Source organism: Zoogloea sp. JDB1 (assembly GCF_056724025.1).
On record NZ_CM161496.1, the window covers coordinates 4096291 to 4119797 of the forward strand.

General features: G+C 66.5%; 20 protein-coding genes. 14 read left to right on the top strand and 6 right to left on the bottom strand.

Annotated elements, in window-relative coordinates; translation table 11 throughout:
• The first annotated feature begins 350 nt into the window (after positions 1–350).
• Entirely contained in the window at positions 351–668 is a 318-nt protein-coding gene (locus tag AC1PPK_RS18500; RefSeq protein ID WP_481114485.1) for a hypothetical protein, read from the top strand.
• A 129-nt stretch (positions 669–797) separates the two neighbouring features.
• On the opposite strand, the gene AC1PPK_RS18505 is transcribed toward AC1PPK_RS18500, so the two are convergent.
• The 4 genes from AC1PPK_RS18505 to czcI all read right to left on the bottom strand — a co-directional run bounded on the left by AC1PPK_RS18505 (position 798) and on the right by czcI (position 7072).
• Positions 798–3965 (bottom strand): CusA/CzcA family heavy metal efflux RND transporter, encoded by a 3168-nt coding sequence (locus AC1PPK_RS18505; protein WP_481114486.1) that lies wholly within the window; start codon positions 3963–3965, stop codon positions 798–800.
• Between the two features lie 15 nt (positions 3966–3980).
• The gene (locus AC1PPK_RS18510; protein ID WP_481114487.1) at positions 3981–5282 is read right to left on the bottom strand and encodes an efflux RND transporter periplasmic adaptor subunit; all 1302 of its coding nucleotides are present in this window, start codon (positions 5280–5282) and stop codon (positions 3981–3983) included.
• A 9-nt stretch (positions 5283–5291) separates the two neighbouring features.
• The gene (locus AC1PPK_RS18515; protein WP_481114488.1) at positions 5292–6611 is read right to left on the bottom strand and encodes a TolC family protein; all 1320 of its coding nucleotides are present in this window, start codon (positions 6609–6611) and stop codon (positions 5292–5294) included.
• 116 nt (positions 6612–6727) lie between these two features.
• Positions 6728–7072 (bottom strand): cation efflux protein, CzcI family, encoded by a 345-nt coding sequence (gene czcI / locus AC1PPK_RS18520; protein WP_481114489.1) that lies wholly within the window; start codon positions 7070–7072, stop codon positions 6728–6730.
• 190 nt (positions 7073–7262) lie between these two features.
• On the opposite strand from czcI, the gene AC1PPK_RS18525 reads away from it, so the two are divergent.
• Entirely contained in the window at positions 7263–7994 is a 732-nt protein-coding gene (locus AC1PPK_RS18525; RefSeq protein WP_481114490.1) for a CCXG family PEP-CTERM protein, read from the top strand.
• Between the two features lie 100 nt (positions 7995–8094).
• On the opposite strand, the gene AC1PPK_RS18530 is transcribed toward AC1PPK_RS18525, so the two are convergent.
• On the bottom strand, positions 8095–9024 hold the full coding sequence (locus tag AC1PPK_RS18530; protein ID WP_481114491.1) for a LysR family transcriptional regulator: 930 nt from the start codon (positions 9022–9024) through the stop codon (positions 8095–8097).
• Between the two features lie 261 nt (positions 9025–9285).
• Here AC1PPK_RS18530 and AC1PPK_RS18535 point away from each other — a divergent pair, with 261 nt between their 5' ends.
• The 3 genes from AC1PPK_RS18535 (at position 9286) to AC1PPK_RS18545 (ending at position 13330) form a co-directional block, all read left to right on the top strand.
• Entirely contained in the window at positions 9286–10206 is a 921-nt protein-coding gene (locus AC1PPK_RS18535; protein WP_481114492.1) for a dihydrodipicolinate synthase family protein, read from the top strand.
• Positions 10207–10368: 162 nt separating this feature from the next.
• Positions 10369–11811 carry an MFS transporter gene (locus AC1PPK_RS18540; RefSeq protein ID WP_481114493.1) on the top strand — a complete coding sequence of 481 codons (1443 nt, stop codon included), beginning with the start codon at positions 10369–10371 and terminating at the stop codon, positions 11809–11811.
• Between the two features lie 139 nt (positions 11812–11950).
• Positions 11951–13330, top strand: coding sequence for an OprD family outer membrane porin (locus AC1PPK_RS18545; RefSeq protein WP_481114494.1), 1380 nt, complete (start codon positions 11951–11953; stop codon positions 13328–13330).
• A gap of 152 nt (positions 13331–13482) precedes the next feature.
• Here the strand turns inward: AC1PPK_RS18545 and AC1PPK_RS18550 are convergent, their stop codons facing one another.
• On the bottom strand, positions 13483–14802 hold the full coding sequence (locus AC1PPK_RS18550) for a hypothetical protein (RefSeq protein ID WP_481114495.1): 1320 nt from the start codon (positions 14800–14802) through the stop codon (positions 13483–13485).
• Between the two features lie 361 nt (positions 14803–15163).
• Here AC1PPK_RS18550 and kdpF point away from each other — a divergent pair, with 361 nt between their 5' ends.
• The 9 genes from kdpF to AC1PPK_RS18595 all read left to right on the top strand — a co-directional run bounded on the left by kdpF (position 15164) and on the right by AC1PPK_RS18595 (position 23505).
• Positions 15164–15256 carry a K(+)-transporting ATPase subunit F gene (gene kdpF / locus AC1PPK_RS18555; protein ID WP_481114496.1) on the top strand — a complete coding sequence of 31 codons (93 nt, stop codon included), beginning with the start codon at positions 15164–15166 and terminating at the stop codon, positions 15254–15256.
• Positions 15253–17049: a potassium-transporting ATPase subunit KdpA gene (gene kdpA / locus AC1PPK_RS18560; RefSeq protein WP_481114497.1), complete on the top strand. Its 1797-nt coding sequence runs from the start codon at positions 15253–15255 to the stop codon at positions 17047–17049. The genes kdpF and kdpA overlap by 4 nt, the downstream gene beginning before the upstream one ends.
• 18 nt (positions 17050–17067) lie before the next feature.
• A complete protein-coding gene (gene kdpB / locus AC1PPK_RS18565; protein ID WP_481114498.1) occupies positions 17068–19146 on the top strand; it encodes a potassium-transporting ATPase subunit KdpB in 2079 nt (692 codons plus the stop codon).
• Between the two features lie 14 nt (positions 19147–19160).
• Positions 19161–19736 carry a potassium-transporting ATPase subunit KdpC gene (gene kdpC, locus AC1PPK_RS18570; protein ID WP_481114499.1) on the top strand — a complete coding sequence of 192 codons (576 nt, stop codon included), beginning with the start codon at positions 19161–19163 and terminating at the stop codon, positions 19734–19736.
• Between the two features lie 10 nt (positions 19737–19746).
• Complete coding sequence (locus tag AC1PPK_RS18575) at positions 19747–20625, top strand: TorF family putative porin (RefSeq protein WP_481114500.1); 879 nt, start codon at positions 19747–19749, stop codon at positions 20623–20625.
• Between the two features lie 22 nt (positions 20626–20647).
• Positions 20648–21112, top strand: coding sequence for a PTS sugar transporter subunit IIA (locus AC1PPK_RS18580; protein ID WP_481114501.1), 465 nt, complete (start codon positions 20648–20650; stop codon positions 21110–21112).
• 154 nt (positions 21113–21266) lie between these two features.
• The gene (locus AC1PPK_RS18585) at positions 21267–21575 is read left to right on the top strand and encodes a hypothetical protein (protein WP_481114502.1); all 309 of its coding nucleotides are present in this window, start codon (positions 21267–21269) and stop codon (positions 21573–21575) included.
• Between the two features lie 3 nt (positions 21576–21578).
• Positions 21579–21785, top strand: coding sequence for a hypothetical protein (locus AC1PPK_RS18590; RefSeq protein ID WP_481114503.1), 207 nt, complete (start codon positions 21579–21581; stop codon positions 21783–21785).
• A gap of 85 nt (positions 21786–21870) precedes the next feature.
• Positions 21871–23505, top strand: coding sequence for a CorA family divalent cation transporter (locus AC1PPK_RS18595; protein WP_481114504.1), 1635 nt, complete (start codon positions 21871–21873; stop codon positions 23503–23505).
• The last annotated feature ends 2 nt before the right edge of the window (positions 23506–23507 follow it).

The following is a 23507-nucleotide window of genomic DNA, read 5'->3' on the forward strand; positions in this document are numbered from 1 at the left end:
TAGCGTTCGTCGCGACCTGCACCTTGCTAAGCGGCTGCATCATCGCAGACCCCTACTATGGAGGCCCCGGCCGGGAGGGGCGCGGTGGCTACGGGCACCCGCATGGTGATCGCCGGGATGATGACGGCGGACGCTACGGGAATGACCGTGGCCGTGACCACGACGACGGCCGCGACCGCGATAGAGACCGGGAGCGGGATTACCGTCGAGACTGAACGCCGACTCCGTCCCCAGGAGGGAGTGGCTCGGACAACGGACACAAGACGGACGAACTTCCTGCGTCAACGCAGTGGATTTCGAAACGTTAAGGCATTGGGGCAAACGGCCTCTTACGCAAGGGAGTCAAACGCATGAACAAGATTATCGCGGGTTTCGTAGCTGGTCTGTTTTCTGTTGGCATGGCTTACGCTGAAGCTCCCGCTCAACCGGCCGCAGCAGCCGCTGCAGCACCTGCCGCCTCGGGCTGTGAAGCCAAGGCCGTGAGCAAAGCTGGCAAGCCCCTCGCCGGCGCAGCCAAAGCTGCATTCATGAAGAAGTGCGAGGGCGGCGCAACGACGGCCAAGGCCCCCTCATCCTGTGCGGACAAGGCGGTCGGCAAGAATGGGAAGCCCCTGGCTGGTGCGGCCAAAACCGCATTCATGAAGAAGTGCGAAGCTGACGCCAAGTAAGCCGGCAATAGTCGGCCTGCCAGGACATATATCCGGTCAATGCAGGACACGCCGCTTCCGGCGTGACCTTGACCGGTTGAAGCAGTGAAGCAAGGCCCATCTCCCCCGGGATGGGCCTTTGTCATGCCATCAGTCGGTCGCCGTTGCGGGCGTCATCGCCACGCCGCCTTCCTGCGCCTCCCCGGCGTGCACCAACCGATACAGCAGCGGCAGCACCAGCAGCGTCAGCGCCGTTGAAGACAGGATGCCCCCGATGACCACGGTGGCGAGGGGGCGCTGGACTTCCGCACCGGTGCCAGTGGCGAGGGCCATCGGGATGAAGCCCAGGGACGCCACCAGCGCCGTCATCAGCACGGGACGCAGACGGGTCAGCGCGCCGTCGTGGATTGCCGCATCCAGCGAACGCCCTTCCTCGCGCAAGTTCCGGATGAAGGCGATCATCACCAGGCCGTTGAGCACCGCCACGCCGGACAGGGCGATGAAGCCGACGGCCGCCGAGATCGACAGCGGAATGTCGCGCAGCCACAGTGCCGCGACTCCGCCCGTCAACGCAAACGGGATCCCCGAGAACACCAGCAAGCCGTCCTTCACGTTGCCGAACATCACGAACAGCAGGATGAACACCAGCAGCAACGCCACCGGCACGACGATCTTCAGGCGCCGCGACGCCGACTCCAGTTGCTCGAAGGTGCCGCCCCAGGCCCTCCAGTAGCCGACCGGGATCGGTACCTCCTCCAGCCGCAACTGTGCCTCGGCGACGAAGGAGCCGATGTCGCGTCCGCGCACGTTGGCGCTGACCACCACGCGGCGCTTGCCGTTCTCGCGGCTGATCTGGTTGGGGCCCGGCGCCAGATCGAGGCTCGCCACCTCGCCGAGCGGGATGTAGCTCGTCCGCCCTTCCCCGCTTCCGCGCGGCAGCGCAATCGGCAGACGCTTGAGTGCTTCCGGATCGGACCTCAGCGCATCGGGCAGGCGCACCACGATGTCGAAGCGGCGGTCGCCCTCGAACAGGGTACCCGCCTCCTGGCCGCCGATCGCCGTGGAGACCGCGTCCTGCACGTCGCCGACGTTCAAGCCGTAGCGCGCCGTCTTGTCGCGGTCGATGTTGACGGTCAGCACCGGCAGGCCGGTGGTCTGCTCCACCTTCACCTCGGACGCGCCGGGGATCTCCTCCAGCAGCGCGGCGATCCTCCCCGCCGTCTCGTTCAGCACGTCCATGTCGTCACCGAAGACTTTGATCGCCACGTCGCTGCGCACACCCGAGATCAGCTCATTGAAGCGCAGCTGGATGGGCTGGGAGAACTCGTAGCTGCTCCCCGGCATTTCGGCAGCGACCTTCTGGATCGCCGCCAGCAACGCCTCCCGGCTCCGCCTCGGCTCGGGCCACTGGGACTCGGGCTTGAGCATGATGTAGCCGTCGGAGATGTTCGGCGGCATCGGATCGGAGGCGATCTCCGCCGTGCCGGTGCGCGCGAAGACCCGCTCGACCTCCGGGAACTCGGCCTTCAGCCGCGCCTCCAGCCGCTGCTGCATGTCGACGGACTGGGACAGGCTGGTGCCGGGAATGCGCAGCGCCTGGATCGCCAAGTCCCCTTCGTTAAGGCTGGGCACGAACTCGCTGCCCATGCGCATCACCAGCAGGCCGGACAGCACGATGGTCACCGCGGTCACCGTCAGCACCACCGGCGTGTTGGCCATCACCCGCGCCAGCACCGGCTCGTAGGCCTGCCGCGCGGCGCGCATCAGCCGGTTGTCCTTCTCGGCCACCCGGTCGCCGATGAACAGCGCGACCGCCGCCGGGATGAAGGTCACGGACAGGATCATCGCGCCGATCAACGCCGTGACCACGGTGAAGGCCATCGGATGGAACATCTTTCCCTCGACGCCGGCGAGGGCGGAGATCGGCAGGTAGACCACCATGATGATCAGCTGGCCGAAAAGCAGCGCCCGCCGCGCCTCCTTCGAAGCCGCGAAGACCTCGTGGAGGCGCTCCGTCCGGCGCAACGGCCGGCCGAGGCGCGCCTGCGCATGGGCCAGCCGCCGCACGCAGTTCTCGACGATGACCACCGCGCCGTCGATGATGATCCCGAAATCGAGAGCGCCGAGACTCATCAGGTTGGCGCTGATCCGGTAGCCAACCATGCCCGAGAAGGTGAACAGCATCGACAGCGGGATGACCATCGCAGTGATCAGCGCCGCGCGGATGTTGCCGAGGAAGAGGAACAGGATGGCGATCACCAGGATCGCGCCTTCCAGCAGATTCTGCTTTACCGTGGCGATAGCCTTGTCCACCAGCACCGTACGATCGTACACCGTCACCGCGTGGATGCCCGGCGGCAGGTTGCGGTTGATCTCCGCCATCTTCTGGTCTACCGCGCGGGAGACGGCGCGGCTGTTCTCGCCGATCAGCATGAAGACCGTGCCGAGCACCACCTCGCGGCCGTTGTCGGTCGCCGCCCCAGTGCGCAGTTCGCGGCCGATGGCCACCTCGGCCACGTCGCGGATGCGGATCGGCACCCCCTGCACGTTGCCGAGGATCACGTTGCGGATGTCCCCGACACTGCGCAGCTGGCCGGGCGCGCGGACCAGGTACTGCTCGCCGCGCTTCTCGATGTAGCCGGCGCCGGCATTGCCGTTGTTGCGGTCGAGCGCCGTGACCAGGTCCTGCAGCGTGAGGCCGTAGGAGGCGAGCTTCTCCGGGCTCGGCGCCACCTGATACTCCTTCGCAAAACCGCCGATGGAGTTGATTTCGGTGACGCCTGCCACGTGGCGCAACTGCGGCTTGATGATCCAGTCCTGAATCTCGCGCAGGTCGGTCGGCGTGTAGGCCGTGCCATCCGGCTTGCGGGCGCCCTCCCCGGCCTCCACGGTCCACAGGTAAATTTCCCCCAGCCCCGTCGAGATCGGCCCCATGGCCGGCGTGACGCCTGCCGGCAGCTTCTCCCTGGCCTCCTGGATACGCTGGTTGACCAGCTGCCGCGCGAAGTGGATGTCGGTGCCGTCCTTGAAGATGACCGTCAGCTGCGACAGGCCGTAGCGCGACAGGGAGCGGGTCTGCTCCAGGCCGGGCAGGCCGGCCATCACGGTCTCGACCGGGTAGGTCACCCGCTGCTCGACCTCCAGCGGCGAATAGCCCGGCGCCGCGGTATTGACCTGGACCTGGACGTTGGTGATGTCCGGCACAGCGTCGATGGGCAGGCGCTGGTAGTTGTAGACACCCAGCGCGGCCATGCCCAGGACGGCCAGCAGGACAAGCCAGCGGTGCTCGATGGCGAGGCGGATGATGCGTTCAAACATGGCGTCCTCCTCCCGTCAGTGCGCGTGCTCGGCGCTGCCCTTGCCGAGCTCCGACTTGAGCACGAAGCTGCCTGACGCCGCGTAGGGCGTGCCGGCCTTGAGCCCGCCGATCACCTCGACCCGCTTGCCGTCGGTACGCCCCAGCATCACCGGCTGGACGCGGAAGCCGTCCGCCGTGCGCACGAACACCACCGGTTTGTCGGCTATGGTCTGAACCGCCTCCGCAAGCACGCTCACCGGCACGTCGGCTTCCCCCGACACGACCTCCACATTGACGAACAGCCCCGGCCGCCAGGCCATCTTCGGGTTGTCCAGCGTCACCCGCGCCTTGGCCGTGCGGGTGTCCTGGCCGAGCAGCGCACCGACGTAGGAAATGCGCCCCTCCGCGCGGGAGTCGAGGGCCGTCGCACGCACGATCACCTTCTCGCCGACCCGGACCACGTCCAGGTCTTTGGCCGACACCACGATTTCCGCCCACACGGAGGACAGATCCGACAGCGTGAAGATGCTGGCGTCTTCCTTCACCGCCTCGCCGAGGGCAATGTGCTTTTCCACCACCATCCCGTCGAAGGGCGCGCGGATCTCGTAGCGATTGAGGCTCCCCGCCCCGGCCGCCGGCGCGCCGAGGGCCACCAGCTTCTGCTGGGCATTGGCCACCGCGATCTCGGCCTCGCGCAGCGCCTGCTGGGCGACCAGGTAATCCTGCTCCGCGGAGATCTTCTGCTCCCACAGCTGCTTCTCCCGGAGGTAGGTGGACTTCGCCAGGCCGAGGCGCTTCTGTGCGGTGAGGAGTTCGCTGCGCAGCTCCGACAAGCCAGTGCTGGCGATCACCGCCAGCACCTGCCCACGACGGACGAGTTGGCCAAGGTTGGCGGGCACGCTGTCCACCACGCCGGCCAGCCGCGGCACCACGTGGGCCGTGCGGTCTTCGTTGAAGCGGATCTCGCCGGGCAACTGGCGAGTGCTGCGGATCCGCGCCGGCCCGGCCTGCTCGATGCCGACGCCGGCCGCCTCGATCTGCGCCGTACTCAGGGGGAGCGCTTCCTCGTGCGGCTTGGCTTTGTCATCGTCGGCGTGATGCTCGGCATCACCGTGCCCACCAGGATGAGCGTGGTCGTCGCCGGCCTTTTCACCGTGATGTTCCTTGTCGTCATGACTACGGGTATCGGCATGCGCCCCAGGCTCGCCTGTGGGTATTGCCGGACTACCGGCGAGAATCCATCCGCCGGCTGCGATCCCGCTGAAAAGGATTGCCGCGATGGTGATGGCCTGCTTGCGGGTGATGGTCGATGAACTTGGTTTGAGAGGGTTGTTCACGGTGGACTCCTACGGATGGTCGGCCATCACGGACGACGGTGTAGTGATGGCGCCCAGGACACGCTCTAGTTCGGCAGCGGTGCGATGGGCATCGGAGAGACTTTTCAGGTACTGGGCGCGGGCCTGGAAGAAGGTGCGCTGGGCGTCGAGCACTTCCAGGAAGCTGAACTTGCCGAGCTCGAAGCCCCTGGTTGCAGCGTCGTAGGCGCTACGGGCGCCGGGCACGATCTCCTGCTGCAGCGTCCGGGCCTCGACCAGCAGCGCCTTCAAGCGCTCCTGGTTCTGCGCCGCGTCGGCGCCGAGGCGGAGTTCGGCGGCGCGCAGCTCATCCCGCGCCTTGTCGGTCCGCCGCAGCGCCTCGAGCAGGTTGCCCTGGTTGCGGTCGAAGACCGGAAACGGAATCGACAGGCCGACCACGGCCTGGGTGCGGCCAAGCTCCTCGACCCGCTTGGCGCCAATGCTGACTGTGACGTCGGGGATGCGCTTCGTCCGCTCCAGCTCGGCCAGGGCGGCAAGACGCTCGACCTCGAGGCGCGAGCGCAGCAGCATCGGCGCCGCGTCGAGACGGCGGGCCAGCGCGTCGTCCGGCAACAGCGCGGGCAGGATGTCCATGCGGCCTTCCGCCTGCGTAAAGCGGGGCTGGGCGCTGCCCCAGGTGATCGCCAGCCGCTTGCGGGCCACGCTCAGGTCGGCCTGGGTCTGGTTCAGCTCGACCCGCGCTGACGCTTCGGCAACCCGCGCCTTGGTCTCCTCCACCGGTGACACCTTGCCGGCCGCCACCCGCCGGGACGCGGCCTGCGTCGCGCGCCGGGCCAGCGCGAGGAGATCCTCGGCCTGCTGGAGGCGCTCCTGCGCCATCAGCACCTCGAAGAAGGCGCTGATGGTCGTCGCCCGCACGTCCAGGCGGCGAACAGCCAGATCGGCGGTGGCAACGTCGCGCCCGCGCTCGGCAGAAGCGATCCGCGCGGCGCGCTTGCCGCCCAGCTCCAGCAGCTGGCCGATCTGCACCGTGGTGCTGCGGGTCGCACGATTCTGGGTGTCCTCGACGGATGTCGAGATGTCGGGATTGGGTCGCAGCCCGGCCTGAATGACCGCACCCTCGACGGCACGCAGCTCATTGGCGGCCGCGGACAGTTCGGGGTTCGCCGCCATCGCGAGGTCGAGCGCCATCGCAAGGCTCAAGGGGCCGGTCGGCTCGACAGGATTGGCGCCAGGGCTGGCAATGACAGTGGCCGCTTCGGCAGGCCGGTCGACGTCGGCGTGAGCCGTGCCCGCAAGCACGGCAAGCACGCAGCTCACCGCCAGGGTGATTCGTGTATTGGAATGCATCCGATTCTCCAGTGATGAAAGACACGTGGGGAAATCGGCGGGACACCATCCGGCCGGACGGCGCGCGGCGAAAGCCGCAAGGGGAAACTACGGAAAGGAAGGCCCGCTCCCGCCGATCAGGCGGAAACGGTCCAGTTGGGGCGTTCCGGCAGGTCGCCGGGCGGCGACGCCAATGGATGTGGCGCCCACGGCGGACTCACGACACCCGCCTCGGCGGGAATGGGCTCGAACAGCCCAAGCAATGCGGATGCACAGCCCGCATGGCAGAACGCACAGTCCTCGTCGATACCGGACGGTGCGCTCTTCGAATCCTTGAAGCCACCATCGCCTTGATGCTTGTGCTGGTGGTGGCCGAAATGCTGCGACGGCCCGGACTCGTGCTGGCAATAGGCCGCCGCCACCGACCAAGTGAACTGGAGTGGCAGGAAAACCAGCAGGAAGACGGCGAACCAACGACGCATGGGGGCGGATGGTAGCAGAGGGGGCGCCCGACATGACGAACAAACGCGCTCTGCGCGCCGGAATGTCGTTGAAGTACATCCCGATCGATGCATCGTGGGGCTCTCCTTCTCATCGATCATGACGAAACTCACGCCAGATCACGCTCTCGCCCGATTGCCGTGATAAGCGGCACAGTTCGAGGTGTGCCAGGTGGATAAGCTGCACTCCATCCTGAATCCCGCCGATATGTCCGCGATGCGCTTCTCCTCCTTCAGCAAGCTCTGCTCCGTCCTGACCCTGTCCGCGCTGTCCCTGGCTGCCCAGCAGGCCAACGCCAGCCTGATCACGATGGATACGCGCTATTCGACCAGCTCCGCACTACCGACCGCCGACGACTATCGCACCACCATCGACCAGTTGGCCGCTGCAGCCCCCACCACAGGCTACGGCAGCACCACGCTCGCCTCGTTCGACAACGTGTCGAATCAAAGCGTGTTCGGTGGATCGAGCAGCGACATCGCCTTCCGCTACAACGTCATCTTCAGCTCGGCGAACAGCGGTGCGTGGAATTTCCGCATCGGCCCCGACTTCGGCAATGGCGGCGCCGTCTTCCTCGACGGCACGTTGATGGGCTTCAAGACCAACGACATGTGGTGGAGCGGCTCCTACGCGTCGACCACCCAGGATTTCGAGTTCCTCGCCAACCTGAGTTCCGGCGACCATCTGCTGCAGATCTACGGCCTCGAAAACTGCTGCGACGGCAACCAGCAAGCCCAGTACCTGACGCCTGGCGGCACGGCTTACACGTCCTTCAGCAGCACCGACGGCCACAACCCGAATGCCGTACCGGAGCCGGGCAGCCTGCCGCTGATCCTGGGTGCCGGCCTGGCTCTGGCCGGCTGGCAGCGTCGCTTCCGGCAGCAGCAAGCCTCCACCAAATAAGCCCATGCGCCCAACGGGGCGCAAGGCTTCGTAATCCAACGCAAGAGAGCCCGCATCCGACGGGCTCTCTTGCCGTTTACGGGATGACTGTAGCGGGCACTCATCCGGACGCCCTGGGCGTGCCCTCTGCCGGATTGGCCGCCAGCGAAGCGGCTATCTCCCGCGTCACCTGCATCACCGTCCGGGTAGCGAGCGTCAGCTCCCCGTGGGGCGACATGGCCAGCGCCAGGTATCGGGGCACATCCGGCTCCACCAGCCTGGCCGCCTGCAGGCGGCAGTGCTTCATGGCCGCGGCAATGGCGTAAGGCCCCAGCAGCGCATACGCACTGCCATCCGCCGCGATCTGGGTCTGCAGGCTGAGGCTGTCCGCCTCGGCAACCACGTTCAGGCTTACGCCGTGCTGCACACTCAACTGGTCGAACTGGTCGCGCCAGCTGTTGGGCCGGCAGAACATCACCAGCGGCAGGCCATCCAGCACAGAGAAGGCCACCGTCGAGCCCGCCGTCAGGGGATCGCCGGCCGCACTGACTAGGTAGGTCTGCGCTTCCGACAGGTAGATGTCGCCATTCCTGGCCAGCGGACTGTGGCGGAACAGGATCGCCAGATCCACGTTGCCGTTCTCCAGCCAGGTTTCCAGCTGGGCGCCCTGCCCCTCGCGCACGCTCAGCTGGATCAGCGGATAACGCTCCCGCAGCCGGTAATACAGCGTGCTCACCAGCGGGTGCGCAGTGGATGGAAGGATGCCGATGCGCACCGTGCCGATCGGCTTGCCGGCGGTGGTGCGGATGTCGTTGGAGAGCTGCTCGGTGCTGGTCACCCAGGTGCGCACCTTGGGCAGGATGCGCTGCCCCAATTCGGTCAGCACCACGCCGCGGCCAGTGCGCTGGAACAGGCGTCCGCCGCATTCTTCCTCCAACTCGCCGATCTGCCGGCTCACATGGGGCTGGCTGGTCCGGTAGGCCACCGCCACCTTGCTGAGGCTACCCAGCTCCACCGCGTCGAGAAACAGCTTCCACGCCGAATAGTCCATTTCCGCCCCCGCCAAAATCCATGTCTAATCAGTATAGCTGAAATACAAGAATTGCCTCTTCCGGCATATCAGACCCCTTCCTATACTGCATCCATGCTCGATGACCGACACGGCAAGAGCTTAACAAGTCGTTGAATAAACTGCGCTTTATGGCTAATTGATGGCATCCCGAAAATGCTTTCCGGATTCATCCAAAGCATATGGGCCACGGCCGGCGCAACCGATCGACGACCACTCCACCTATCAAAGAGGAAATACATCATGACCCTGGATCTTCGTGGCCTCGTTCCCGCCCCCGTCACCCCCTTCACCCGCGATGGCGCCGTCGATCACGACGCCATCCAGCGCCTCGGCTCCTGGCTCGGCGGCATTGACGGCGTCAAGGGCCTGGTGGTGCTCGGCCATGCCGGCGAAGGCACCTTCCTGTCCCAGGACGAACAGGCGGCCGTCATCGAGAGCTTCGTGAAATCCACCAACGGCCGCCTGCCGGTGATCGCCGGCATCACGCTGGAAGGCACCGCCGTCGCCGCCGAGGAAGCCAAACGCGCCGTCAAGGCCGGGGCCGCCGCCGGCCTGGTCTACCCATCCCACGGTTGGCTACGCTTCGGCTACCAGAAGGGCGCGCCGCAGGACCGCTACCGCGCCATTTACGAAGAGAGCGGCCTGCCGCTGATCCTCTTCCAGTACCCGGACGCCACCAAGGCCACCTACGACCTGCAGACCCTGCTGGACATCTCCGCCCAGCCCGGCGTCTTCGCGATGAAGAACGGCGTCCGCAACATGCGCCGCTGGGACGTGGAAATCCCCATCATCCGCCGCGAACGCCCGGAGCTGCAGATCCTCACCTGCCACGACGAGTACCTGCTGCACACCATGTTCGACGTGGATGGCGCGCTGGTCGGCTACGGCAACATCGCGCCGGAACTGCTGATCGAGCTGATCAAGGCCGGCAAGGCCAAGGACTACCCGAAGGCCCGCGCGATCCACGATCAGCTGCTGCCGGTCACCCGCAACGTTTATCACCGCGGTTCCCACATGGAAGGCACTGTCGCGCTGAAGCACGCGCTGGTCGCCCGCGGCATCCTGGAGCACGCCACCGTACGCTCCCCGCTGCTGCCGCTGGCCGAAGGCGCCGATGTGGAAATCGCCAACGCGATGCGTGCCGCCGGCATCGTGCGCTGATCCCGGCAGGGATCACAGGCGACGCAGGCCAGCGTCGCCGGGCGGTCGGCAGAGCCGGCCGACTGCCCATCAGGCCAAAGTGTTACCGTAGCCGCCCCCTGGAAAATCCAATCTCCGGGGGCGAGCGCCGAGCACCTATATAAAAAAGAGACTGGAGACAAAATGGACACCAAAGTGGCCGCTTTGGGGGCGGGCATCGCTCCTCCGGCGGATCAGCACCTTGCCGCCAATCAGCAAGGGCGCGCGGCGCAACTGCTCTTCCGCATCGAGAACGTGCCCTTCTGCCGCTGGCACACCAAGGCCCGCGTCATCATGGGCAGTGCGACCTTCTTCGATGCCTTCGACGCGCTCTCGCTGGCCTTCGTGATGCCGGTACTGGTCGGCCTGTGGCACCTCGGCCCGACCGAGATCGGGGTGCTGATCGCGGCCGGCTACCTCGGGCAGGTGATCGGTGCGCTGCTCTTCGGCTGGCTCGCCGAGCGCCGTGGCCGCGTCCCGAGCGCCACCCTGGCGGTCGGCATCATGTCGGTGATGAGCGTCGCCAGCGCCTTCACCGGCAACTTCCAGATGCTCTTCCTCGCCCGCTTCGTCCAGGGCATCGGCGTCGGCGGCGAAGTGCCGGTCGCCGCGGCCTACATCAACGAGCTGTCCCAGGCCCATGGGCGCGGCCGCTTCTTCATCCTCTACGAACTGATCTTTCCGCTGGGCCTCCTCGGCGCCGCGCAGATCGGCGCCTTCGTCGTGCCCCGCTTCGGCTGGGAATACATGTTCCTGATCGGCGGCATCCCCGGCATCCTGATCGCCACACTGATCCTGCGCCTGGCCGAATCGCCGCGCTGGCTGATCGCCAAGGGCCGCCTCGACGAGGCCGAATGCATCATCGAACAGCTGGAAGCCGCCACCCCCAAGCGGAATCTCGACCCGGCACACGACCGCATCGAAGTCGACGCCCGCCTGGCCAACCTGCAGGCCGGCCTGCAGAACCCGCGCAAGGCTTCGTGGAAGGAACTCTTCTCACCGATCTATCGCGGCCGCACGCTGATCGTGTGGGTGTTGTGGGCCAGCAGCTACTTCGTCGCCAACGGCATCAACAACTGGCTGCCCAGCCTCTACAAGACGGTCTATCACCTGCCGCTGCAGGAATCCCTGCACATGGCCTCCATCAGTAACGTGCTGAGCACCTGCGCCGTGCTGGCCTGCGCCTTCCTGATCGACCGGGTCGGCCGCCGCCGCTGGGCGATGGGTTGCTTCGTGTTGAGCGGCGCGCTGCTGGCCACGCTGGGCATCATGGGCGCCGACGATCCCCGCTCGGTGATGCTGCTGGCCTCCTCGGCCTATGCGGTGATGGGCACCACGACGGTCATGCTCTACCTCTACACCCCCGAGATCTACCCTACCCGCATGCGGGCCATCGGCACCGGCCTGGCCACCTCGTGGCTGCGCGCCGCCTCCGCCGCGGCTCCGGCCATCGTCGGCGTGGTGCTGAGCGGACAAGGCGTCGCCGCGGTCTTCCTGATGTTCGCCCTGACCACCGTCGTCGGCCTGATCGCCGCCACCCGCATGATTGAAACCACCAATCGTGCGCTGGAGGAAATCTCTCCTTAAGCCTCCGCGTAAGGACCGCATCGACATCGCGATACATGCGGCCCGCAAGGGTCGCAGGGACGGTATCGCCCTGAAAAAGACAACGACCACCCCGCCGCCACAACGGGGAACACGATCACAGGATTGGATTGGGGACACCATGCAATTCACAACATCCATCGACAGGCGCGCCCGCGCAGTACTCGCCGCCGGCCTTTGCGGCGGCTGCCTGCCGCTTGCCGCCCTGGCCGACGACGACTCCCACGAACTGGAACTCAAGGTTCACGGTGTTTACTGGGCCGACAAGGGGCTGGCCTATCCGAGCGCCAAGACGCCCAAACCACAGCCCGCCGCCTACGAACAGAGCGCACTGGGGCTGGAGCTCAACTACCGCTCGCCCTACTTCCTGGGTGGCGTGGCCGGCTTCGACGCGTCGGTATACAGCGTCAACCGGCTTGGCGACAGCGGCGTGCCGACGACCCAGTTGGTCGAGGTCGGCAACAACGGCCGCCTGGAAAACGGCTACCAGTCTCTCGGCCAGGCCCTGCTCAAGCTCAAGCTCGGCGACAAGGCCGTCGTCAAGCTCGGCCGCCAGTTCCAGGACAGCCTGCTGCTGAAGAGCACCACCAACCGCGCGGTGCCCGACACCTACTCCGGCGTCAGCGCCACGCTGCTGCCGACCGACGGGCTGAAGGTCTACGGCGCCTTGTACGACCAGTACCGCAGCCGTACCACCGGCGAGTTCGTGCATTTCAGGACCGAGGCGAGCGGCCGCAACCGCATCGACTACATCGCCGTCCTCGGCGGCAATTACGTGCGCGGGCCGCTGGAGCTGACCGCCGAATACCTGAACGCCAGGTCCTACCTGGCCAAGAGCGCGCTGATCGCCGCCTACACGATTCCCCTCGGCACCGACCGGGTGAAGCTGTCCGGCGGCTATCTCACGTCCCGCGATTCCGGCTCCCTGTTCGTCTGCGGCGCCGAGAAGGACATGGACTGCGCCGGTAGCGGCCGCATCTCCAACCGGGGCAGCGGCGCCTACCTGGATGCAGCATGGACGATCCGCGACTTCACCATCGGCGGCGCGCTGACCAAGATCAGCGGCTTCTGGATAGAAGACAACTACGCCGTCGATGCGGACCGGACCGGGGCGCTGACCCAGGACCCGGGCACCAATCCCTTCCCGACCCAGGCCGTCGTCGGCCCGGACTTCACGAACCGGGACGAAACCGCCGCCCAGATCCGCGTCGCCTACGACTGGAAAGCCCTGATCCCCGGCTTGAAGACTGCCTACCGCTACGTCCGTGGCACCGGCGCCCGCAGCAGCAATCTGGTCAATGGAGTGGACGGCCGTGAACAATACCGGGAGTTCGACGCCCGCTACGCGCTGCCCTTCGTGAAGAACGTCAGCCTGCGCTACATGTTCATGACCTACGACTCCCAGGCCGACGGGCGCACTACGAGCCAGACCCTCAACGGGCTGACCCGCCAGGACTGGCGCCAGCACCGCTTCTACATCGACTACACATACCGCTTCTGAAGCGGCAGCACTCAGCGAATCCCTGTGCAGTAGCTTGCTCCCCGCCCACCGGCGGGGATTTTTTTGCACGGCAAACGCAGCCGGAAAAATCACCGCTCCACCGCGGCGCCCCCTCGGCACCGGCCACGCTGGACAAGGTCCAGGGTGAATCCTCACTGGCCCTGCGGATACCACAGCACCGCCTGGCGCTGACCGTCCTTTGTCGAACTACCTGCTGCCACCGCTCGCCCGCAGCTATCCACCGCCACCGAAGCGCCCCGCTCATCGCCGGCTGTTCCCCACTGCCAGGCGCGCAGCACTGTGCCGTCGTTGCGAACCTTCAGCAGGAAGAGATCGCTCGCCCCCGCCGGTGCCTTGTCGCCCAGGAAGGAACCCGTCGTCTCGCCGAACAGGAAGAGATTGCCCTGGCTGTCGAGCTTCGCATCGGTGAGCCACTCGGCGCCGTTGGTGCCCAGTTGGGCGCTGGTGATCACCGCGCCGTCCAGCGGATTGATGCGTGCCACGAAGACGTCCGTATTGCCGATACTGACACCGCCGCGGAAGGAGCCCATCACGGTGCCGAGCATCAGCACGCTGCCGTCGGACAGGGGCTTGAGGAAAGCCACGTTGTCCACGCCGGATGTCGTGTAGCGGGCCGTCCATACCGTCGTTCCGTTGGCGTCCAGCTTGCGCACGAAGGCGCCGCGGTTGCTGCCGCTGGTCACCACGCCGCCGATGAATGTCGAGCCATCCGGCGCGACCGCGAGACTCGACGCGTAGTCCTGCTCGTCGCTGTTCGAGCGGTGACTCCAGACCGTCGCAATGGACGAGGCGTCACCAGGCCGGCCGGCCCGCAGTCGGTAAGCAAAAGAATCGGCCCATGCCGCCACGTAATTGGTGGGAATGTAATCGTCGTTGTAGCCGCCGATGTAGAGATCGCTGTCGGACGTGGCCACCAGGCGCCGCGGATGCTGCGGGAACTCGTCCCCGAACTGGGTCACCCCCCAGCCGCCCGACGGACTGCGGGCATCGGTGCTGGCCACGAAGGCGTCGAACTGGCCGCGGTTGGCCGCTCCGGCGAGAACGCCCGTGGTACGGCCCACTGCATACAGGGTGCCCGACGCGGTCAGCGCCAGCGCCTCTACCGTATCCGCGCCCGGCGAATCGAAGCGCGAGCCGCTATCGAACTGGAGATCGCCGGTATTCGACAGCATGCGGACCATGCCACGGGCGTTGCCGGCCGGCTCCAGCGAGGTCTGGCCGATCACGCCGCGGTCGTAGCCGGCGAGCCAGATCCGGTTGCTGCCATCGACCAGCACATCGTTCCATTCGCTGGCGCCGGCATCCGCCGGATGCAATGTCGCCTCGGCGGGCAGCGCGACACAGACCTGGGGGTTCCCGCCGGGCGGCGTGGCGGCACCACCGCCTCCACCTCCGCAGGCGTTCAGGAGGGAGAGGAGCGCGGCGGTCAGGGCCGAGCGGCGGAGTTTCATGTTTGACTGGACCAATTTGAGCCTTCCTTGCGATCTGGGGGAAATCACCAAGGGCGAAGTATTTGGCGGCGGGAACTTGCGGTCTATGACCCACTTAACACCAATGACATACCCGCAAAGTCTTCATGGATATGTCGAAGAGCATTGCCGGCAGGCGAAGCCCGGCGGATTTTTACAAGTCCTTTATCCCGCAGCGCCCCCTTTTTCGAAGCTTTTGATACCGCCCTCCCTAGCATGACGGTGTCGATTCCTTCGATCCGAAAGGGGAACTCATGGATCTCATCTATCTCGCTGCCATCGCCGCCTTCCTGGCCCTGATGGTCGGCATGGCGGTCGGCTGCGACCGCCTGGGAGGCCGCAAATGAACGGCCTTTACATCATTGGCGGCCTCGTCGCCATCGCGCTGCTGATCTATCTCATCGCAGCGCTGCTCAAACCGGAGGACTTCTCATGACCTCCCATGCCTGGCTCCTGCTGGGGCTTTTCCTCGTTGTCCTGCTGCTGGCGGCCAAGCCCCTCGGCATCTACATCGCAAACGCGATGGAGGGCCGCCTGCGCGTCGGGCGCCCCCTCGAAAACTTCGTCTTCCGCCTGTGCGGCGTCCGTGCCGACGAGGAAACCGGCTGGCTGCGCTACGCGCTGGCCCTCCTCGTCTTCAATGCGCTGGGCGTCGTCGCCGTATATGGGCTGCAACGCCTGCAGGCCGTCCTGCCGCTGAATCCCCAGCAGATGGCCGCGGTGACACCGGATTCCGCTTTCAACACCGCGGTGAGCTTCGTCACCAACACCAACTGGCAGGGCTACGGCGGCGAGTCGACGATGGGCTATCTGGTCCAGATGCTCGGCCTCGGCGTGCAGAACTTCCTGTCCGCAGCCACCGGCATCGCCGTCGTCTTCGCGCTGATCCGCGGCATCGCCCGCCACAGCGCCACCACGGTGGGCAACGCGTGGGTCGACCTGACCCGCGCCACGGTCTGGGTGCTGCTGCCGCTGTCCGTGCTGATGGCGCTCTTCCTCGCCGGCCAGGGCGTGATCCAGAACTTCTCGCCCTATCAGGATGTGACGACGGCCGAGACCACCCATTACGACGCGCCCCGCCTCGACGCCTCCGGCCAGCCCTTGAAGGACGACAAGGGCAACGCGCTGACCGATCCCGCCGAAACCCGCGTGCAGACTCTGCCGATGGGGCCGGTCGCCTCCCAGGAAGCGATCAAGATGCTCGGCACCAACGGCGGCGGATTTTTCAACGCCAACTCGGCCCACCCCTACGAGAACCCCACGCCGCTGACCGACTTCGTGCAGATGCTGGCGATCTTCCTGATTCCCGCCGCCCTGTGCATCAGCTTCGGGCGCGTGGTCGGCGACAGTCGCCAGGGCTGGGCCGTACTGGCCGCAATGACGCTGATGTTCGTGCTGGCAGCATGGGCCGCCATGAGCTTCGAGCAGCAGGGCAACCCGCAACTGGCCGCCCTGGGCGTCGATCAGTCGGCCAGCACGCTGCAGGCCGGCGGCAACATGGAAGGCAAGGAAGCCCGCTTCGGCATCGCCGACTCGGCGCTCTTCGCGACCATCACCACCGCCGCCAGCTGCGGCGCGGTGAACGCCATGCACGACTCCTTCACCCCCCTCGGCGGGCTGGTCCCGCTGATCAACATGCAGCTCGGCGAGGTGGTCTTCGGCGGCGTCGGCACAGGGCTCTACGGCATGCTGGTATTCGCCATCCTGGCCGTCTTCATCGCTGGCCTGATGATCGGCCGCACGCCGGAATACCTGGGCAAGAAGATCGAAGCCTACGAGATGAAGATGAGCTCCATCGCCATCCTCGTCACGCCCCTCCTCGTCCTCCTCGGCACCGCGGTGGCGGTGATGGCGGAAGCCGGCCGTGCCGGCATCGCCAACCCCGGCGCCCATGGCTTCTCGGAAATCCTCTATGCACTGACGTCCGCCGCCAACAACAACGGCAGCGCCTTTGCCGGGCTGTCCGCCAACACGCCCTTCTATAACGTGCTGCTGGCCATTGCCATGTGGTTCGGCCGCTTCGGTGTGATCGTGCCGGTACTCGCAATGGCCGGCTCCCTCGCCGCGAAGAAGCGCATCCCCACCGGCGCCGGCACCATGCCGACCCACGGCCCGCTGTTCGTCACCCTGCTGATCGGCACCGTGCTGCTGGTCGGCCTGCTCAACTATGTACCGGCGCTGGCGCTCGGCCCCATCGTCGAGCACCTGATGCTGTGGCTCGGTGCCTGAGCCAAGGAGAAGACCAACATGAGCAAGAAGACCTTCACCCTGTTCGACCCCGCCCTGGCCCTGCCGGCCGTCGGCGAAGCCTTCCGCAAACTGAACCCGGCCGTGCAGTGGCACAACCCGGTGATGTTCGTGGTGTACGTGGGCAGCATCCTGACCACCCTGCTCGCCGCCCAGGCCCTCGTCGGTGACGGCGAAGCGCCCGCCGGCTTCATCGTCGCCGTGGCCCTGTGGCTGTGGTTCACCGTGCTGTTCGCCAATTTCGCAGAAGCGCTGGCCGAAGGCCGCAGCAAGGCCCAGGCCGCGTCCCTGCGCGGGCTCAAGAAGGAAATCTGGGCCAAGAAGCTGATCGAACCCCACTACGGCGGCAAATGGCAGCTCGTCCAGGGCACCGACTTGCGCAAGGGCGACGTGGTCGTCGTCGAGGCCGGCGGCCTGGGCCATTCAGTGATTCCCGCCGATGGCGAGGTGATCGAGGGCGTGGCCTCGGTGGACGAATCGGCCATCACTGGCGAATCCGCGCCGGTGATCCGCGAGTCCGGCGGCGACTTCTCGGCCGTGACCGGCGGCACCCGGGTGCTGTCCGACTGGATCGTGATGCGGGTCACCGCCAACCCCGGCGAGACCTTCGTGGACCGCATGATCGCGATGGTCGAGGGCGCCAAGCGCCAGAAGACCCCCAACGAGATCGCCCTGACCATCCTGCTGGTGGCGCTGACCATCGTCTTCCTCGGCGTCACCGTGACCCTGCTGCCTTTCTCCCTGTTCAGCGTGGACGTGTCCGGCGCCGGCCGTCCGGTCGGCATCACGGTTCTCGTCGCCCTGCTGGTGTGCCTGATCCCGACCACCATCGCCGGTCTGCTGTCGGCCATTGGCGTGGCCGGCATGAGCCGCATGATGCAGGCCAACGTGATCGCCACGTCCGGTCGGGCGGTGGAAGCTGCAGGCGACGTGGATGTGCTGCTGATGGACAAGACCGGCACCATCACCCTCGGCAACCGCCAGGCTTCCGCCTTCCTGCCCGCCGAAGGCGTGGGCGAGGCCGAACTGGCGGACGCCGCCCAGCTCGCCTCCCTTGCGGACGAGACGCCGGAAGGGCGCAGCATCGTGGTGCTTGCCAAGCAGAAGTTCAACCTGCGGGAACGGGACATCCACGCCCTCGACGCGCACTTTGTCCACTTCTCGGCGCAGACCCGCATGAGCGGCGTAGATCTGGGCAACAAGCAGATCCGCAAAGGCGCCGCCGATGCGATCCGCCGCCACGTGGAAGGCCTGGGCGGCCACTTCCCGACCACCGTCGCCGCCCGCGTTGACGAAGTGGCGCGCCGTGGCAGCACGCCGCTGGTGGTCTCCGACGGCAAGCAGGTGCTCGGCGTCATCGAGCTGAAGGACATCGTCAAGGGCGGCATCAAGGAACGCTTCGCCGAGCTGCGCCGGATGGGCATCAAGACCGTGATGGTGACCGGCGACAACCGGGTCACCGCCGCGGCGATCGCCGCCGAAGCCGGCGTGGACGACTTCCTCGCCGAAGCCACGCCGGAAGCCAAGCTGGCCCTGATCCGCCAGTACCAGGCCGAGGGGCGCCTGGTGGCGATGACCGGCGACGGCACCAACGACGCCCCGGCCCTCGCCCAGGCCGACGTGGCCGTGGCCATGAACACCGGCACCCAGGCCGCCAAGGAGGCCGGCAACATGGTCGACCTGGACTCCAACCCGACCAAGCTCATCGAGGTGGTCGAGACCGGCAAGCAGATGCTGATGACCCGCGGCTCGCTGACCACCTTCAGCATCGCCAACGACATCGCCAAGTACTTCGCGATCATCCCGGCGGCCTTCGTCGGCACCTACCCGCAACTGGCCGCCCTCAACGTGATGGGCCTCGCCAGCCCGGCCTCGGCGATCCTGTCGGCGGTGATCTTCAACGCGCTGATCATCGTCTTCCTGATTCCTCTGGCCCTGAAAGGCGTGCCCTACCGCCCCCTCGGCGCCGCCACGCTGCTGCGCCGCAATCTGGCCGTTTATGGCCTCGGCGGCATCCTGGTGCCCTTCGTCGGCATCAAGCTGATCGACGTCCTGCTGGCCGCCAGCGGCCTGGCCTGAACCGGAGAAGAACCATGAAATCCCTGCTGCGCCCCGCCATCAGCCTGTTCGTGCTGCTCAGTGCGCTGACCGGCATCGCCTACCCCCTCGCGGTGACCGGTGTCGCCCGCGTCGCCTTCCCCGAGCAGGCCGCCGGCAGCCTGATCCTGCAGGACGGCAAACCGGTCGGCTCACGCCTGATCGGCCAGAACTTCAGCGACCCGGCCCACTTCTGGGGCCGCCCTTCGGCCACCGCACCCCAGCCCTACAACGCCGCCGCCTCGTCGGGCTCCAACCAGGGCCCCTTGAACCCGGCACTGGCCGACGCGGTGAAGGCCCGCATCGCCGCGCTGCGGGCCGCCGATCCGGCCAACCAGGCACCGATTCCGGCCGATCTGGTCACCGCCTCGGCCAGCGGCCTCGACCCCCACATCAGCCCAGCCGCCGCCGTCTGGCAGGCGGGCCGTGTCGCCAAGGCCCGCGGACTGCCCGAAACGGAAGTCGCGAAGCTCATCGACGCCCACACGGCAGGCCGCCAGTGGGGCGTCTTCGGCGAACCCCGTGTGAACGTACTGGAACTCAACCTCGCCCTCGACGCGCACAAGAACTGACAAGAAAGCCATGACCATGTCACTGCAAGCCAAGACCCTCGCGACTGCCGCCTACCTCTTGCTCGCCGCTGCCGGCCCTGTTGCCGCCCAAGCGGAAGCGGACGGCACCGCAAGTGCCACCGCCCCGCTCACCGCCAACATCGGGCTCGTCTCCAGCTACCGTTTCCGCGGCCTCGATCAGACCTTCGGACACCCAGCGGTCCAGGGCGGCTTCGACTATACCCACCCGTCCGGTTTCTATGCCGGCAACTGGAACTCCAACGTCAGCAGCGGCGCCGGCTATCCCGAAGGCAGCGTCGAGATGGATTTCTACGGCGGCTACAAGACCACCCTCGGTGACTTCGGGGTGGACGTGGGCGGCCTGTATTACTACTACCCCGGCTCACGTCTCGACCATGCCTACGCCGGTGTGAATCAACGGCGCCCCGTCAGCACGGCCAGCGGAAACGTGGATAACGGGGAAATCTACGTGGCCGGCAACTGGCAGTTCCTCACGCTGAAGTATTCCCACGCCCTCACCGACTACTTCGCCATGCCCGGCACCCGCGGCACGGGCTACCTGGACCTGGCGGCATCTTACGATCTGGGCCAGGGCTACGTGCTCGGCGCCCACGTCGGACGCCTTTTCATGCACGGTTTTACATACGCGAACGCGGACGGATCGCGCTATGACGGCAGCTACACCGACTGGCGGCTTGGCATTACCAAGGACATCTCCGGCTGGATCGTCGGCGCCGCCTACGTCGGCAGCAGCGCCGAAGGACGCTGCAGCAAGGGCGAGTTCTATTGCTTCAGCAGCAGCATGGCCAGCGACGGCTCGGCCGGCGGTTCGCGCAGCCGCGATGCCGGCCGCGGCATCGCGATGCTGTCCGTGACCCGCAGCTTCTGAGCAGACGGAGGAACGGACGATCATGCTCTCCCTCTCCGACATCCTGCTCCCGGAAGACATCCTGCTCGATCTGGACGTCACCAGTCCAGCCACGCTGTTCGACGCCATCGGCCAGAACATGCAGCGCTGGCACGGCCTGCCGCGCGTGTCGGTGGCCGAGGTTCTCGGCCTGCGCGAAACACTGGGCTGCACCGCGCTTGGCCAGGGCGTGGCGATTCCCCACGGCCGTCTGGCCGGGCTGCGCCAGACCCATGCCGCCTACGCTCGCCCCCGACGACCGCTCCCATTCAGTGCGCCGGACGGCAAGCCGGTGACGGATTTCATCGTCCTGCTGGTGCCGGAACGGGCCACCGAAGAGCATTTGGGCATTCTTGCCGGTGTCTCCAGTCTGTTCACCGACCCGCGTTTCCGGGAGGCCCTGCATGCCTGCTCCGACCCACATGAAATCCGGGCTCTGTTCCGCGCCTGGCAAGCCGCCGCGGCCTGAACCCTCCACTTTCTCGACGCCCGACACCCTGAAACACTTCTGGTCGAATTGCTGACCCCATTCATCGGCGGCGCCCTCTTATTGCCCGACGCGGCGGCCGATGTTCTTTCCCAGAGCGCGCATTACCTGGCCCCTGCAACAGAAGGAGACGAGAATGAACGTCAATCCCGCTAAGCTGTGCATTGGCGTCGTCGTGAGACATCGCGATTATGCTGTCGCCGCATACGGCACCGACCACAGTGCCGAGAGCATCGACTTTCCAGACTCGCCGCTGGGGCGGGCGGCATTGCGCGTCTTCCTGGCCGGGCAGGAATGTCCGCTATGCCTGGCCATCGCTGGAGACGGCGCCATCAGTGTCGCGCTGGCGATCAGTCCGGCAGCGCACTGCGATGTCTACATACTCGACGCGTCCCCCGAAGCCCATCCCGGACGCCTGGCCTCCTACGCCTCAAGGGCCCTGTGAGCCATGCCTGTGCATGTCTGCCCCGTCTGCGGCGCCCGCCACGTGGTATCGAGCGTGCTGCACCAGCTCGCCTACCGACGCAGCCTGACCTGCTCACCAAGCTGCAAGGCGACATTCGGCCAGCGGGTGCGGCGACGCATCCTGGCGGAAATGGCTGAAAGCGCGGAGCGCCGGCGCGTGTCTGACCACCATCCCGACAGCGAGGACTAGCGTGTTGTTCGTCGAACGGCAGAGAATCGCGATCTCGCGCCCCGGCGCGCCGTTCGTACGAACAAGACCTATAAAAGGAGACGCGATGCTGTCGCAACCGGACCACATGGTCCGCCATTTCCGGGACGTGCTCGTCTGGCCGGTGCAGATCAAGCCGGGCTTCACGGGGGAGAACGTAACCCGCATCCACGAACGGATCACCGGCAGCGGCCACTGGACGCCGGTGGACGACGAATTCACCACCGATCCGGCCGATTTCCAGGAGCGTCATTACAAGGAGTTCGTGGCCTTCCTGCCCTACGTCCAGCGCTTCCTGTACGGAGACGGGCGCTCGGCGACCGGCGACGGTCCCCCCAGCCGCGCAGCGCCGATGGCGGTGTACCGTCGTACCGACGTGACCGGGCTGAAGGTGACCCTACGGCCGGGCGACGCGCCCATCTCGCTACGCATCGCCCATGTGGACCTCTACCTCTTCCTCGATCTCGACGTGGCGGTGCTCAACGTGGAAGTAGCCGCCGACGACCTGCCGCTGGCCACCGCGCTGGAATTGCTGTACCGCTTCGGGCGCGCCTACCCGACCGGCTGGGACGCCAACGGCCAGGGCGTGCACAACGTCCACCGCACCGAGCTCCTCGACCGGGACGGCCGCGTGCTCGCCACCTCCGATTCAGAGAAACGGGAACGCTACTTGCGCTTCGTCTGCGAACACCGCACGCCCTGCGTGGGCGCCCTGTGGGCCTGGCTGCTGCGCCCACTGGTGCAGGATGCCGAGCGCGGTGACGGCGACCTGAGCTACCGGCTGCTAGAGTACTACCGCATGCCGATGATGGCCTACCTGGCCCTCGACGAGCCGCGCAGCCTGAGCCGGGAGGACTTCATCCGCATCGGCTTCGTCGCCAACCTGCCGTCCCGCGACCCAGTGCCGGCCAAAGACCCGGCGGTGATCCGCTTCGAGCGCCTGCACTGCGAGGACCGCTTCTGGACCAACTCCGACGACGGCCCCAACAGCCGCTTCATCTGCACCGGCAACGCGCTGGTGCTGGTGGGCGAAGCCGGCTCCGACTACTTCCGCGATCCCGAGCACGGTTTCCTGGCGCGCTTTCGCCACCAGTACTTCCTGGTCTTCCTGATCGCCCACTTCCATCGTGCGGCTCTGCTGTCCTTTTCCGACGGCCTGGCCGGCGCTGTCAATGAGCTGGACATCCGCGACAACGAATCCGTACGCCGCTTCAAGCGCCGCATCCGCCAATCCTTCGAGGCTTTCCTGCGCTTCACCCACCGCTACTGGTTCCATGAAGTTTCCGAGCAGGGGCTTGTACAGGCCCTGTTCCAGCGCACCACGCGCCTGCTGCGCAACGACGAGCTGTTCGGCCACGTAAAGGACCAGATGCGCGAGATGAGCGCCTACCTCGACAGCGACAGCCAGCGCCGCCAGTCCGGCACCGTGCTGCGCCTGACCGTGGTGACCATCTTCGGTCTGATCGCCACCGTGGTCACCGGCTACTTCGGCATGAACCTGTTCAACTTCCCCGAGGTGCCGGGCACCTACAAAATGGTCCAGCTGGGGCTGGTGAGCGCCAGCACGCTGACCCTGGTGCTGTTCGCGGTGGCCCGCTCCAAGCGTTTGTCTGACTTCCTGGAAGCGCTGTCCGACGAGCGCCTTCCCCGCCAGGCCAAATGGACCGCCCTCGGCCGCGTCTTCAATCGAACGGAACCCTAGCC

Coding starts and splice junctions, on each gene's coding strand:
- AC1PPK_RS18500 (WP_481114485.1), top strand. CDS start 351: ATGAACAAGATTATCGCGGGTTTCGTAGCTGGTCTGTTTTCTGTTGGC.
- AC1PPK_RS18505 (WP_481114486.1), bottom strand. CDS start 3,965: ATGTTTGAACGCATCATCCGCCTCGCCATCGAGCACCGCTGGCTTGTC.
- AC1PPK_RS18515 (WP_481114488.1), bottom strand. CDS start 6,611: ATGCATTCCAATACACGAATCACCCTGGCGGTGAGCTGCGTGCTTGCC.
- czcI (WP_481114489.1), bottom strand. CDS start 7,072: ATGCGTCGTTGGTTCGCCGTCTTCCTGCTGGTTTTCCTGCCACTCCAG.
- AC1PPK_RS18530 (WP_481114491.1), bottom strand. CDS start 9,024: ATGGACTATTCGGCGTGGAAGCTGTTTCTCGACGCGGTGGAGCTGGGT.
- AC1PPK_RS18535 (WP_481114492.1), top strand. CDS start 9,286: ATGACCCTGGATCTTCGTGGCCTCGTTCCCGCCCCCGTCACCCCCTTC.
- AC1PPK_RS18540 (WP_481114493.1), top strand. CDS start 10,369: ATGGACACCAAAGTGGCCGCTTTGGGGGCGGGCATCGCTCCTCCGGCG.
- AC1PPK_RS18545 (WP_481114494.1), top strand. CDS start 11,951: ATGCAATTCACAACATCCATCGACAGGCGCGCCCGCGCAGTACTCGCC.
- AC1PPK_RS18550 (WP_481114495.1), bottom strand. CDS start 14,802: ATGAAACTCCGCCGCTCGGCCCTGACCGCCGCGCTCCTCTCCCTCCTG.
- kdpF (WP_481114496.1), top strand. CDS start 15,164: ATGAACGGCCTTTACATCATTGGCGGCCTCGTCGCCATCGCGCTGCTG.
- kdpA (WP_481114497.1), top strand. CDS start 15,253: ATGACCTCCCATGCCTGGCTCCTGCTGGGGCTTTTCCTCGTTGTCCTG.
- kdpB (WP_481114498.1), top strand. CDS start 17,068: ATGAGCAAGAAGACCTTCACCCTGTTCGACCCCGCCCTGGCCCTGCCG.
- kdpC (WP_481114499.1), top strand. CDS start 19,161: ATGAAATCCCTGCTGCGCCCCGCCATCAGCCTGTTCGTGCTGCTCAGT.
- AC1PPK_RS18575 (WP_481114500.1), top strand. CDS start 19,747: ATGACCATGTCACTGCAAGCCAAGACCCTCGCGACTGCCGCCTACCTC.
- AC1PPK_RS18580 (WP_481114501.1), top strand. CDS start 20,648: ATGCTCTCCCTCTCCGACATCCTGCTCCCGGAAGACATCCTGCTCGAT.
- AC1PPK_RS18585 (WP_481114502.1), top strand. CDS start 21,267: ATGAACGTCAATCCCGCTAAGCTGTGCATTGGCGTCGTCGTGAGACAT.
- AC1PPK_RS18590 (WP_481114503.1), top strand. CDS start 21,579: ATGCCTGTGCATGTCTGCCCCGTCTGCGGCGCCCGCCACGTGGTATCG.
- AC1PPK_RS18595 (WP_481114504.1), top strand. CDS start 21,871: ATGCTGTCGCAACCGGACCACATGGTCCGCCATTTCCGGGACGTGCTC.